This is a genomic window from Pseudomonas sp. LBUM1678 (assembly GCF_059695575.1).
Genome location: NZ_CP166775.1, coordinates 1,803,992 through 1,815,935 on the forward strand (window position 1 = coordinate 1,803,992; position 11,944 = coordinate 1,815,935).

The window sequence follows — 11,944 nt, forward strand, 5'->3', positions numbered from 1 at the left end:
CCGCCCCTCTGTGGAAATTCGAGCGATGAATACCCTGATCGAGGTCCGTGACCTCTCGAAAACCTTCACCCTGCATCAACAGCACGGCGTGGTCCTGAACGTGCTGCAAGGGGTGGATTTCAGTGTGGCGGGTGGTGAATGCCTGGTGCTGCATGGCCAGTCCGGTGCTGGTAAAAGCACCTTGCTGCGCACCCTGTATGGCAATTACCTGCCGGCGGGCGGCAGCATCCGCGTGCAGCACGACGGTCATTGGCTGGAGCTGGTGGGCGCCGCGCCCCGGGACATTCTTCAGGTGCGCCAGCGGACGCTGGGTTACGTCAGTCAGTTCTTGCGGGTGATCCCGCGCGTGGCGTGCCTGGACGTGGTGATGGAGCCGGCCCTGGCCCGTGGCTGGTCAAAACACCTGGCGCAATCGCGCGCCGAACTGTTGCTCAGTCGTTTGAACATTCCGCAACGCCTTTGGCAATTGGCCCCCGGCACCTTCTCCGGTGGCGAGCAGCAACGGGTCAACATCGCCCGCGGTTTTATGGTGGCGTGGCCGGTGATGTTGCTCGACGAACCGACGGCCTCCCTGGATGACACCAATCGCCAGGTGGTGCTGGAACTGATGAACGAAGCGAAAGCGGCAGGCGCTGCGCTGATCGGCATTTTTCACGATCGCACTGCCCGCGAGGCGGTCGCCGATCGCCATCTCGACATGACCCCAGCCGCCAACCACGAGGAATACGCCAATGTCCGCTGAACAGATCCTCAGCAATGCCCGCCTGGTCACCGCTGACCGCGTGTTCCTCGGCACCGTGATGCTGCGCGACGGCTTGATCGCCGACATCGCTGAAGGCCCGAGCCGCTTGCCTCAGGCCCAGGACCTCAACGGCGATTACCTGTTGCCGGGCCTGGTGGAGTTGCACACTGACAACCTGGAACGACACATGACCCCGCGCCCCGGCGTGGACTGGCCATCGCGTTCGGCGGTGCTCAGCCACGATGCCCAGATCATCGCCGCCGGTATCACCACGGTGTTCGACGCCGTGTCCATCGGTGACGTGAACCCCAAGGGCAATCGCATGCAGAAATTGCCGGCGATGCTTGAGGCGATTTCCAGCGCCTCCGACGCCGGACAGACCCGTGCCGAACACCGCCTGCACCTGCGCTGCGAGCTGTGCCACCCGGACACGTTGAGCGTGTTCCGTGACTTGGTGGAGCATCCGCTGGTGCAACTGGTGTCGGTGATGGACCACTCGCCGGGTCAGCGCCAGTTTGTGCTGGAAGCCAAGTACCGTGAGTACTACATGGGCAAATACCACCTGACGACCACGCAGATGGATGAATTCATCGTTCTGCAGAAGGCCAACTCCCGGGAGTACAGCACCCGTTATCGCGCGGCGATTGTCGAGCATTGCCTGGCCCGTGGTTTGTCGGTGGCCAGCCATGACGACGCGACCCTGGCCCATGTCGAAGAGTCGTCGCGCTACGGCATGACCATCGCCGAATTCCCGACCACGGTCGAGGCGGCGCGCGGCAGCCAGCAAAACGGCATGAAGGTGCTGATGGGCGCGCCGAACATTGTGCGCGGCGGTTCCCACTCGGGTAACGTGGCCGCCGCCGACCTGGCGGCTGAAGGGCTGCTGGATATCCTGTCCAGCGACTACTACCCGGCCAGTCTGCTGCATGCGGCGTTTGCCCTGGCGGCCCTGGAAAACCACTGCGATCTGCCTCATGCGGTGCGCATGGTCACGTTGGCCCCGGCCAGAGCGGCGGGGCTGAGCGATCGCGGCGAAATTGCACCGGGTTTGCGCGCGGACCTGGTACAAGCCAGGAGCCAGGACGGATTGCCGGTGGTCCAACAAGTCTGGCGACAAGCGAAGAGGGTGTTTTGATGGCGGGCAGGTTGATCTATCTCATCGGACCTTCAGGTTCGGGCAAGGACAGCCTGCTGGATGCCGCACGAACGCGGTTGGCCGAACGCGGCTGTCGCATCGTGCGGCGCGTCATCACCCGCTCGGCGGAAGCCGTGGGGGAAGCGGCCCAAGGCGTGAGCCTTGATGAGTTCGCAACGCTGGAGGCCCAGGGCGGGTTCGCCCTGAGCTGGCGCGCCAATGGCCTGGCGTACGGCATTCCCCGGGAAATCGACGATTGGCTGGCGGCGGGGCAGGACGTGCTGGTCAACGGCTCGCGCGGTCATCTGGCGCAAACCCGCCTGCGCTATCCAGACGTTCTCGTGCTGTTGCTGACGGTCGATCAAGCCGCACTGCGTCAGCGCTTGTTGGCACGGGGGCGTGAGTCGGTCACCGAGATTTCCGAGCGGCTGGCACGCAATGCCCGCTTCAGCGAACGGCTGCTCGCCGGACACGATCCGGCGTTGTACGTGATCGACAACTCCGGGCCGCTGAAACACACGGTCGAACAGCTGCTCGCCTGCATCGACGGACACGTGGTATGCGCCTGACCTTACTGGGCACCGGTGACGCCCGACAGGTCCCGGTCTACGGCTGCGAGTGCGCGGCCTGCGACCTGGCCCGCAACGATGCACGCCGCCGGCGTCGCCCGTGCAGCGCGCTGATCGAATGCGGCGATCAGCGCTGGCTGATCGACAGCGGCTTGCCCGACCTGACCGAACGCTTCCCGCCCCGCAGTTTCCACGGCATTTTCCAGACCCACTACCACGCCGATCACGCCCAAGGGCTGCTGCATTTGCGCTGGGGCCAGGGCCTGGTGATTCCGGTGCATGGACCGGTGGACCCGGAAGGCCTGGCCGACCTCTACAAACACCCCGGCATCCTCGATTTCAGCCAGCCGTTCGGCCACTTTGAAACCCGTCAGTTCGGCACACTCAGCGTCACCGCGCTACCGCTGCAACATTCAAAACCGACCCTGGGTTACCTGTTCGAGGGCAAAGGGCGACGGATCGCCTACCTGACCGACACCGTAGGCCTGCCGCCCGCCACAACGGCCCGGTTGCAACGTGAACCGCTGGACCTGCTGGTGCTCGACTGCTCAATACCACCGCAACCGCAGGTGCCACCTAATCACAACGACCTGAACCTTGCCTTGCGTTGCATTGAAGACTTGCAACCGGGGGCGGCGGTATTGACCCATGTCGGGCATACGCTGGATGCGTGGTTGCTTGAGCATGGCAACGAGTTGCCGGGGAATGTCAGGGTTGGGTTTGATGGGGATGAGCTCTAGAGGTTGGACGCTGTGCGGTCGTAAGCGAACGGCATTTAGAGAATGGCCTGGTAGTGAGTCAACGCCTTGCTCGACTGAACCAGGCCCTGACGCAGCAGCAGATCAAGATAGGTGCTGACATTCATTGGCGGCATCTTCAGCTGCTGTCGTTGGCGCTGCGCCGCCGCGACCACTGCTGCCGGATCGAGGCCGAAGAGGTTGCCGATGAACTCATCAGGATGCTGAGCCTCGATACCGAAAGAGCCCAGCGCTGCACAGGGAAAGTCTTTCTGATTGAAAGTGACGATGACGCTGGCATTACAACGAATGGCGACCGCCAGTACATGTCGATCATCAATGTCGGGCAGCGTTAACCCTTCAATCAGGTCTTCGTAACCCGTTACACAGGCGTCGGGTAACGCCTGATCCATCAGCTCGGATGTGCGATTCAGTTGTTCTGCGGTGAGATCCGGGCGGTTTTTAAGCAGATTACGTTTCCATTCGCTGTGTATCTCCAAAGACCATTTCGCCCTGAAACGCCCAGAGAGCGCGAGCCACATCAGAAAATCCCTCAAGGGAGCGGGGTACAGCACACACGCGTCATATACAGCGGTAAAAGAAGAGTGCCTCACTCGTATCCTGTCCTTAACGCTTGTGCCTGCTCGGCGAGAAGCGTCATTGCCAGCTCGCTGGCGGTATCGCGCCGGTTTTTATAGTCCATCAAATCGGCAAAGCGCACACGTCGGTGCTTGCCGGTTTTGTGGTAGGACAAGTCGCCGGATTCGAGCAGTTTGATCAGGTGCGGACGTGAGACGTTGAGCAGGTCCGCCGCTTCCTGGGTGGTGAGTTCAGCGTGAACCGGAACGACTTTCACGGCGTTACCCGCTGCGAGCTCCGCCAGGATGTCGACAAGCAGTCGGAGTGCGGAGGTAGGCAGTTCGACACTGTGCGCTTCATTCTGCTCGTCGAAGATCTGGATGTGTTGAGTGTCAAATTGAGTGGCAAGGTAGGCCGCCAAGGCACGCTGCCCCTCGATGGCAGCTTGGACTTCGCGCTCCATAGGCAAGGTGATCGGCGGATGGATGACAGGCGGCATGGCGGTTTCCAATATTCTGAATAATCGAAGCTGGCAGGCTATTCGAATTATTCGAAAATCGCAATAAACGAAATAATCGAAACGTCAGGCCTCTGTTGCCAACAACCCCTGCACATACTCCACAAACGCCCGAGCCTTCGCACTGGCCATTCTTCCCGTAGGAAATACCGCCCAAAGGTCCTGATTCGGCAACGTCCAATCCTTCATCACTTCCCTGACCGCACCGTTGGCCAGTTCCGGCGCAAACATCCATTCCGATGCCAGTGTCAGCCCTTGATGGGCGAGCACGGCGGCACGCAGACCTTCGGCGGCGTTGACACGGAGTCGGCCGCTGATGATGGCTGACTGCTCATCTGTCCCGTTGCGAAACTGCCAGTTGGCTCCACCGCCCAAGCTGTAGGCGATTGCCTGGTGTTTGCTCAGGTCTACCGGGCAGGTGGGCTCGCCGTGTTTTTCGAAATAGGCGGGCGTGCCCAGCACCACGCGCCGGCATTCGGCGATTTTGCGGGCGGTGAGGCCGGAGTCACTTTGGGCGCCCAGGCGAAGGGCGATGTCGACGCCTTCTTCGACCAGATTGACGTTGCGGTCGTCGAGCATCAGGTCGATGTTCAGGTCCGGGTTCTGATCGAGGAACGGTCCGAGGTGCGGAACGATGTGCAGTCGGCCGAAGGTCACGGCGGCGCAGATTCGCAAGTTGCCGGTGAGGCCGCTGGCGGCGCCGCGTGCTGCGTTGTCGGCCTCATCGGCTTCTTCGATGGCGCGCTTGGCGCGCTCGAAAAAGGCCAGCCCGGCTTCGGTGGGCGTCAGGCCGCGAGTCGAGCGCAACAGCAGTCGAACCGCGAGACGTGCTTCCAGTTGCGCAATGGTTTTCGACACCGCGGGCTGGCCGATATTCAGGCGCCTCGCGGCGGCGGAAAACGAGCCGGTTTCCACCACGTAGACGAAGGTTTCCATTGCACCGAGGCGGTCCATCTCAATTCCTTGTTCTGATTGAATTGCGCTTCAACTGTGGCGAGGGAGCTTGCTCCCGTTCGGCTGCGAAGCAGTCGTCATCGATAACCTGTCGCCAGTCATGGGGCCGCTTCGCGACCCAACGGGAGCGAGCTCCCTCGCCACAAAAGCGTTGAGATGTGTTCTTCAGAACGCGGCTTTGCCTATTGAAGATCCGCCGTCGACAAACAACGTTTGCCCGGTGATAAACCCGCTCTGCTCGGATAGCAAAAACGCAATGGCCGCCGCGATCTCATGCGGCTGCCCCAAACGACCCATCGGCACACCCGCCAGATACCGCGCCTCACCTTCGCTGCCCGGCGGGTTGTTGGTGCGAAACAGCTCGGTTTCAGTCGGCCCTGGCGCCACGGCATTCACGGTCACGCCGGTTTGCGCCAGTTCCAGCGCCCAGGAGCGCGTGAAGCTGATCAGCGCCGCTTTGGCCGCTGCGTACGCCGTGCGCTGGGTGATCCCGAGGACGGTCAAACTGGAAATATTCACCACCCGACCCCAGCCCTTGGCGCGCATGTTCGGCAGCAGCGCTTGAGTGGCCTGCAACGCCGAATGCAGGTTGACTCGCATCACGTCATCAAAGGCATCGAGGTCGATTTCGCCCAGCACTTGCGGGCGAACCAGGCCGACGTTATTCACCAGCCCGTCAAATTCATACGTCTTGGCCAGATCCGCCAGCACCTCCTGAGTCAGCGCCCTGTCGCTCAAATCCAGCGGAAACAGAATCCCGGGGAACGTCAGGTCAGGCGTTCTGGCAATCCCGACCACCCGATGCCCCGCGCGGTCCAGATGCTCGGCCACTGCCCGGCCAATGCCTTTGCTGGCACCGGTAATGAGAAAGGTACGTCGGGTCATTGCAAACTCCTTGAAAGAACATGCCGCCGGGGCAGGCGACATATGAACGGGGCAGCCGCGAATCGCATCCAGCATCGCTTCAGGCTCTGGAGGCTGAGTGTAATCCGGGTTGGCCTCGGCGTATCGAATCAGGCGAGATCTATCCTGGACTCGAGGCGAGGGGTTCACATCCTGAAAAACAACGTGAACAGACCCTGCCCGGTTTCTATGGTGCAGTGGCGCTCCATTAAGGTGAATTTTGCTGAAGGAACCGCTGTGCACTATCCAATCATTATCGAGTGGGGAGATGAGAGAACTGCGACAGGTATTCAAATACCGGATATCCCGGGTGCTGTGACTGCCGGGGATACGTTCGAGGAGGCGTACGACGCAGCCGTCGAAATCGCACAGATACTTCTGCAACAAATGGAGACGCAGGGGCTGAATATTCCGGTGCCAACATCGGTTAGCGTGCATCGAGGCAATCCGGAGTTTTCAGGCAGAGGCTGGGGAATGTTGAAGATTTGAAGGGCGGAACATCAGTCGCACATCAATCACCAGCAAGCCTGGTTCCTGTGGGAGCGTGCGGTGCGGCGATCCGACTTGCCCGCGAAGCTTTTGACGCTTTATGCAGCCGCCAACGAAGCCTTCGGCGAAACACTCAGAAACCGCAACAACGCCAACAGCGGAAACGCACTGCCCACGATCACGATCCACATCCAGCCGCCATGCTCATACACCGCACTGGCCACCGAGGAACCGAAGGCGCCGCCGATGAAGATGCTGGTCATGTACAACGCGTTCAAGCGGCTGCGGCTTTTGGCGTCGAGGGCGTAGACCGCGCGTTGGCCGAGGACCATGTTCATCTGCACACAGAAGTCGAGCACCACGCCGGTGACTGCGAGGCCGATGACGCTGTAGGCCGGGTGGATGAACGCTGGCAGAAAGCTCAGGCTGGCGAAGAGCAGGGCCAGCAGCGAAGCGATGCGGGTGTGGCCAGCATCGGCCAGTCGACCGGCAATCGGCGCGGCGATGGCACCGATGGCCCCGACCAGGGCGAAGATTGCGATCTGGGTTTGCGACAGGCCATGGTTGCGCGCCAGTTCCAGTGGCACGGCGGTCCAGAACAGGCTGAACGTGGCAAACATGCAGCCCTGGTAAAACGCGCGCTGACGCAACACCGGTTGTTGGCGCATCAGCGTCCACAGAGAACCGAGCAGCTGGCCATAAGTAGCGCTGTGGTCAGGCTGGCGCTTTGGAATCGTCAGCGCCAGCACCAGGCTGATCGCGGCCATCAATACCGCAGCGATCACAAACATCGCGCGCCAGCCGAAGTGGTCAGCCACGACGCTGGACACCGGCCGCGCCAACAGAATCCCCAGCAGCAAACCGCCCATGATCCCGCCGACGACCCGACCACGTGACTCTTCCGGCGCAAGGTGTGCGGCCAGCGGAATCAGGATCTGCACCGACACCGAGCTGAAGCCCACCAGCAACGAGATCAGCAAAAATACATTCGGCTGATCGGTGAACGCCGCGCCCAACAGGCTGGCAATCGCCACCACGGTAGTGATGATCATCAGCCGGCGGTTTTCCAGCAGATCACCCAGCGGCACCAGGAAGAACAGACCCAACGCGTAACCGATCTGGGTCAGCGAAACGATCAGGCTGGCCATGGTGCTGGTCAGGCCGATGTCCGGCGCGATCAGGCCGATGATCGGCTGGGCGTAGTAGATGTTGGCCACAATCGCGCCACAGCAGAAGGCGAACAGCATCACCATGCCTTTGGTCATTGTCGCGGCACCGTGAGGCACCTGAGTCGCTGGGTTCATAATGTGTCTCGCTGAACAGATGGGAATGCGCGCAGGCTAAAGAGGTATCGGATTCGGCAGAAGTGGGATTGGAGTGATAGCAATCATTCCTTTGCGGAATGAGTGACGGACCTGAGTGATGTCCATCGACGAACCTAGCGTCAAAATATTTGAGGTCCGATGATACATTCACTTACATCCTGTTCGATAGCGTGCTTATGTTCTCTCTTCACGTTTCCTTACCGGAAGGCACTTCCATGAATGCGATGTTTCGTCACCTTATTCGCGGCGCTTCAGTTGTAACCCTGGTCGGCTTGTTCACGGCGGGACTGGCTCAGGCCGCCGACGCGCCGGGCATGCGCATCGGCGTGCGCGGCGAGATCACTGGCGTCAGCCCCGACGTATTGAAAGTCCACGTCAACACCGGCGAAAACGTGGTGATCAACCTGGCCAGCGACACCAAGGTCCGCGCCGTTACCCTGGCCAATATCGAAGACATCAAACCGGGTAGCTACATCGGCTCGGCGGCCATTCCGCAAGACGATGGCACCTTGAAGGCGCTGGAAGTCCACGTTTTTCCACCGGAACTGGCGGGCAGCGGCGACGGGCATCGGCCGTTCGATCTGGTTAAGGGCAGCAGCATGACCAATGGCAGCGTGGGCGATCTGGTGGTCAGCAATGGCCGGGTGTTGACCGTCAACTACAAGGGCGGGCAGCAGAAGATCCTGGTGCCGGAGGATGTGCCGATCGTGAACCTGATGCCGGGGGATCGCAGCTTGCTGAAGGTGGGCGTGAAGATCGTGACGTTTGTGACTCAAAGTGCTGACGGGACGCTCACCGCGCAATCGATCTCGGCGGGCAAGGATGGCGTCACACCGCCGATGTAACGGCGCGTCGAAATCCCTGTGGGAGCGAGCCGGCTCCGGGCGGCGTTCCGACGATAGCGGTGTAACAGAAACATTGATGTTGGCTGACACGACGCCATCGTCGGAACGCCGCCCGGAGCAGGCTCGCTCCCACAGTTGTTCTGCGGTGTGGCAAAAAACGCATACAAAAAAGGCGACCTCCGAAGGTCGCCTTTTTGTTGGGCTCAGGAATTACTGACCGCTGTAAATCTGATCAAAAATCCCACCATCATTGAAGTGGGTCTTCTGCACCGTCCGCCAGTCGCCAAAGGTCTTCTCCACCGACAGGAAATCCACTTTCGGGAAACGATCGGTGTACTTGGCCAGCACCGCCGGGTCCCGCGGACGCAGGTAATTGGCCGCCGCAATTTCCTGACCTTCCGGTGACCACAGGTACTTCAGGTACTCCTCGGCCGCGGCGCGGGTGCCTTTCTTGTCGACGGTTTTGTCCACCACCGACACGGGCGGCTCGGCTTCAGCGGAGACGCTTGGGTAGATCACTTCAAACTGGTCACGACCAAACTCACGGGCAATCATTTCCGCTTCGTTTTCGAAGGTCACCAGCACGTCACCAATCTGGTTGGTCATGAACGTGGTGGTGGCTGCACGGCCACCGGTATCCAGCACCGGCGCTTGCTTGAACAACTTGCCGACGAAGTCTTTGGCCTTGTTCTCGTCACCGCCGTTTTTCAGCACATAACCCCAAGCCGAAAGGTAGGTGTAGCGACCATTACCCGAAGTTTTCGGGTTCGGCACGATGACTTGCACGCCGTCCTTGAGCAGGTCCGGCCAGTCTTTCAAGGCTTTCGGGTTGCCTTTGCGCACGATAAACACGGTGGCCGAGGTGAATGGTGCGCTGTTGTTCGGCAGGCGGGTGACCCAGTTGTCCGGGACCAGTTTGCCGTTGTCCGCCAGGGCATTGATGTCGGTTGCCATGTTCATGGTGATGACGTCAGCCGGCAGGCCATCGATCACCGAACGCGCCTGTTTGCTGGAGCCGCCGAAGGACATCTGCAATGTGATGTTCTCGTTGTGCTCGGCTTGCCAGTGTTTCTGGAACGCAGTGTTGTAGTCCTTGTAGAAATCTCGCATCACGTCGTAGGAAACGTTGAGCAGGGTCGGTGCGGCCTGGGCCACGCTGGTCAGTGCCAGGCCAGCGGCCAGAAGTGAGGCGCCAAAGAGTTTTTTCACTGCGCATTCCTTGTTCTAAAGTTTTTATATAAAAAGTGAGGCAATTTGCCAGCGACTATAACTGGGCTCGCATAGGCCTTTAAAGATTAAAAAGCACTTTGCTTATTCCACTTTCTTAAACAATGCGTTGCCACAGCGCGAGCAAAACGCCGCCCCGTGTTCATGGCTGTTTTTCTTGCACACCGGGCAGTCGTGTTGCAGCTGTTCACCGCGCATGGCGTTGGCCAGTTCGGCGGTGAAAATCCCGGTCGGCACGGCGATGATCGAGTAACCGGTGATCATCACCAGCGACGAAATCACCTGGCCCAACGGCGTCTTGGGCACGATGTCGCCGAAGCCCACCGTGGTCAACGTGACGATCGCCCAGTAGATGCCTTTGGGAATGCTGGTGAAGCCGTGTTCCGGGCCTTCGATCACGTACATCAGCGTGCCGAACACCGTCACCAGCGTGCAGACGCTGACCAGAAACACCACGATCTTCTGCTTGCTGCCGCGCAGCGCCGACATCAAATAGTTGGCTTGCTTGAGGTACGGGCTGAGCTTGAGCACGCGGAAAATCCGCAGCATCCGAATGATCCGGATGATCAGCAGGTACTGCGCGTCGGCGTAATACAGCGCCAGGATGCCGGGCACGATCGCCAGCAAATCCACCAGCCCATAAAAGCTGAACGCATAGCGCAATGGCTTGGGCGAACAGTAAAGGCGCAAGCCATATTCGATGGCGAAGATAACCGTGAAGCCCCACTCGATGTACGCCAGCACATTGGCGTAGTTCTTGTGGACCGTGTCGATGCTGTCGAGCATCACGATCACGATGCTGGCGAGGATGATCAACAGCAAAATGCCGTCGAAGCGCCGCCCCGCCTTGGTGTCGCTCTGGAAAACCATGACGTAAAGCTCTTCACGCCAGTTTTTGCTGCTGTCCATGGATACCGCCTGAACCAATGATCAGCGAAGCCTAGGTTGATTCTCCTCCAGAGCGCAAGGCGTAAGGGCGACAGGGCGCTTGCCGAGCAGTTGAACAACCGTGCGGATCAGCCAGCAGGCGAGGATGAACGGCGCGGTCAGCGTTGGCAGACCGATGGCGGCAAACACCGGCGTCAGCAACAGCGCTGAGGCAATACCGAGCGGCGGCAGCCAAGGTTTCTGGCGTTGCGAGCTGAAGGCGAGGGCGGCGAGTACGGCGTTATAGCCACCGAGGCCGATCAATGCGGTATAGAAGTCGTGATGCAGCAGGCTCCAGCCCATGCCTGCGACAGATGCCAACAACGCCCAGCAAAATGCGCGGCGATCAGCGATCAGCAAACCCACGGCAATCATCGCACCGGCCAGCGGATGACCGAGGAACATCACCTGGCCGAGGCCTTTGAGTGGGGCGGCGAGCATGTTCAGCGTATTGACTTCGATCAAGTGCGCAGTTGTCGAGGGTGTGGCGAAGCACAGCAGTAACCAGCCCAGCCCCACGAAGGGCGCGGTGTAGGCCGGCAGGTATTGGCTGACCCGGACGCGTTTGAGCCACTGTTGAGTGAGCATCGCACTCAGTCCACCCGCAGCGATGATCAGCGGCGGCAACAGCGCGGACCAGGGGAAATACAGGCTCAGCAGCAGGCCAAGCAAGACACCGTTGTAACTGAACAGCCCAGCCTGACGATCGGCTTTGGCATAACCGCGTCGTTGCGCGGTGAGCAATCCGGCGACACCGCCCAGCAGTGCACCGCCGAGCAGCGTGGGCGCGGTGAAAAGAATTGCCAACAGGCACAGCAGACCGCACAGCGGATGGCGCTGGAGGAAGATCTGGCTGAAACCGTTGAGCAGGGCAGTCGCCCAATCGGGGCAGTGGGTGTTGAAGTGGTTGGCAGGCATGGCAGTTCTGAAAGTCAAAGGGAGCGAGTCGGTCGAGCGCGACCCCGGCTCATCGCCAGCAGGCTGGCTCCCACACT

The 11,944-nt window shown here is 60.4% G+C and carries 13 protein-coding genes and 1 pseudogene; 6 read left to right on the forward strand and 8 right to left on the reverse strand.

The genetic code is table 11. The annotated features are described in order from the left end of the window. Positions 1-25 precede the first annotated feature (25 nt). The 4 genes from phnL to phnP are packed head-to-tail and all read left to right on the forward strand — an operon-like array spanning position 26 to position 3,186. Positions 26-742 carry a phosphonate C-P lyase system protein PhnL gene (gene phnL / locus ACA070_RS08155; RefSeq protein WP_497450724.1) on the forward strand — a complete coding sequence of 239 codons (717 nt, stop codon included), beginning with the start codon at positions 26-28 and terminating at the stop codon, positions 740-742. Further along, complete coding sequence (locus ACA070_RS08160; protein ID WP_497450725.1) at positions 732-1,877, forward strand: alpha-D-ribose 1-methylphosphonate 5-triphosphate diphosphatase; 1,146 nt, start codon at positions 732-734, stop codon at positions 1,875-1,877. The genes phnL and ACA070_RS08160 overlap by 11 nt, the downstream gene beginning before the upstream one ends. Continuing rightward, the gene (gene phnN, locus ACA070_RS08165) at positions 1,877-2,446 is read left to right on the forward strand and encodes a phosphonate metabolism protein/1,5-bisphosphokinase (PRPP-forming) PhnN (RefSeq protein ID WP_497450726.1); all 570 of its coding nucleotides are present in this window, start codon (positions 1,877-1,879) and stop codon (positions 2,444-2,446) included. Before ACA070_RS08160 ends, phnN begins: the two co-directional genes overlap by 1 nt. Then, positions 2,437-3,186, forward strand: a complete 750-nt coding sequence (gene phnP, locus ACA070_RS08170; protein ID WP_497450727.1) for a phosphonate metabolism protein PhnP — start codon at positions 2,437-2,439, stop codon at positions 3,184-3,186. Before phnN ends, phnP begins: the two co-directional genes overlap by 10 nt. Positions 3,187-3,221: 35 nt before the next feature. Here the strand turns inward: phnP and ACA070_RS08175 are convergent, their stop codons facing one another. The 4 genes from ACA070_RS08175 to ACA070_RS08190 form a co-directional block, all read right to left on the reverse strand. After that, on the reverse strand, positions 3,222-3,797 hold the full coding sequence (locus tag ACA070_RS08175) for a VapC50 family PIN domain-containing toxin (protein ID WP_497450728.1): 576 nt from the start codon (positions 3,795-3,797) through the stop codon (positions 3,222-3,224). After that, on the reverse strand, positions 3,794-4,261 hold the full coding sequence (locus ACA070_RS08180) for a helix-turn-helix domain-containing protein (RefSeq protein WP_497450729.1): 468 nt from the start codon (positions 4,259-4,261) through the stop codon (positions 3,794-3,796). The genes ACA070_RS08175 and ACA070_RS08180 overlap by 4 nt, the downstream gene beginning before the upstream one ends. An 84-nt stretch (positions 4,262-4,345) precedes the next feature. Then, entirely contained in the window at positions 4,346-5,233 is an 888-nt protein-coding gene (locus ACA070_RS08185) for a LysR family transcriptional regulator (protein ID WP_497450730.1), read from the reverse strand. 165 nt (positions 5,234-5,398) lie between these two features. Beyond that, positions 5,399-6,118 (reverse strand): SDR family oxidoreductase, encoded by a 720-nt coding sequence (locus ACA070_RS08190; protein ID WP_497450731.1) that lies wholly within the window; start codon positions 6,116-6,118, stop codon positions 5,399-5,401. Between the two features lie 255 nt (positions 6,119-6,373). Here ACA070_RS08190 and ACA070_RS08195 point away from each other — a divergent pair. Next, a pseudogene (locus ACA070_RS08195) lies at positions 6,374-6,622 on the forward strand (type II toxin-antitoxin system HicB family antitoxin); the annotation flags it as partial. A gap of 101 nt (positions 6,623-6,723) precedes the next feature. Here ACA070_RS08195 and ACA070_RS08200 read toward each other — a convergent pair. Then, positions 6,724-7,929, reverse strand: a complete 1,206-nt coding sequence (locus tag ACA070_RS08200) for an MFS transporter (RefSeq protein WP_497450732.1) — start codon at positions 7,927-7,929, stop codon at positions 6,724-6,726. Between the two features lie 236 nt (positions 7,930-8,165). Between ACA070_RS08200 and ACA070_RS08205 the strand changes: the two genes are divergently transcribed. Then, a complete protein-coding gene (locus ACA070_RS08205) occupies positions 8,166-8,795 on the forward strand; it encodes a hypothetical protein (RefSeq protein WP_497450733.1) in 630 nt (209 codons plus the stop codon). Between the two features lie 210 nt (positions 8,796-9,005). Here ACA070_RS08205 and ACA070_RS08210 read toward each other — a convergent pair whose 3' ends face one another. From ACA070_RS08210 to ACA070_RS08220, 3 genes are all read right to left on the reverse strand, one after another. Beyond that, on the reverse strand, positions 9,006-10,004 hold the full coding sequence (locus tag ACA070_RS08210) for a sulfate ABC transporter substrate-binding protein (RefSeq protein ID WP_285434809.1): 999 nt from the start codon (positions 10,002-10,004) through the stop codon (positions 9,006-9,008). A 102-nt stretch (positions 10,005-10,106) separates the two neighbouring features. Then, a complete protein-coding gene (locus ACA070_RS08215; RefSeq protein WP_497450734.1) occupies positions 10,107-10,931 on the reverse strand; it encodes an ion transporter in 825 nt (274 codons plus the stop codon). 21 nt (positions 10,932-10,952) lie between these two features. After that, on the reverse strand, positions 10,953-11,867 hold the full coding sequence (locus tag ACA070_RS08220; RefSeq protein WP_497450735.1) for an urea transporter: 915 nt from the start codon (positions 11,865-11,867) through the stop codon (positions 10,953-10,955). Between the last annotated feature and the right edge of the window lie 77 nt (positions 11,868-11,944).

Bases quoted from the DNA above. Each gene is read 5' to 3' on its own strand.
- phnL (WP_497450724.1), top strand. From the start codon at position 26: ATGAATACCCTGATCGAGGTCCGTGACCTCTCGAAAACCTTCACCCTG.
- ACA070_RS08220 (WP_497450735.1), bottom strand. From the start codon at position 11,867: ATGCCTGCCAACCACTTCAACACCCACTGCCCCGATTGGGCGACTGCC.
- ACA070_RS08185 (WP_497450730.1), bottom strand. From the start codon at position 5,233: ATGGACCGCCTCGGTGCAATGGAAACCTTCGTCTACGTGGTGGAAACC.
- ACA070_RS08200 (WP_497450732.1), bottom strand. From the start codon at position 7,929: ATGAACCCAGCGACTCAGGTGCCTCACGGTGCCGCGACAATGACCAAA.
- ACA070_RS08205 (WP_497450733.1), top strand. From the start codon at position 8,166: ATGAATGCGATGTTTCGTCACCTTATTCGCGGCGCTTCAGTTGTAACC.
- phnP (WP_497450727.1), top strand. From the start codon at position 2,437: ATGCGCCTGACCTTACTGGGCACCGGTGACGCCCGACAGGTCCCGGTC.
- ACA070_RS08215 (WP_497450734.1), bottom strand. From the start codon at position 10,931: ATGGACAGCAGCAAAAACTGGCGTGAAGAGCTTTACGTCATGGTTTTC.
- ACA070_RS08180 (WP_497450729.1), bottom strand. From the start codon at position 4,261: ATGCCGCCTGTCATCCATCCGCCGATCACCTTGCCTATGGAGCGCGAA.
- ACA070_RS08190 (WP_497450731.1), bottom strand. From the start codon at position 6,118: ATGACCCGACGTACCTTTCTCATTACCGGTGCCAGCAAAGGCATTGGC.
- phnN (WP_497450726.1), top strand. From the start codon at position 1,877: ATGGCGGGCAGGTTGATCTATCTCATCGGACCTTCAGGTTCGGGCAAG.
- ACA070_RS08160 (WP_497450725.1), top strand. From the start codon at position 732: ATGTCCGCTGAACAGATCCTCAGCAATGCCCGCCTGGTCACCGCTGAC.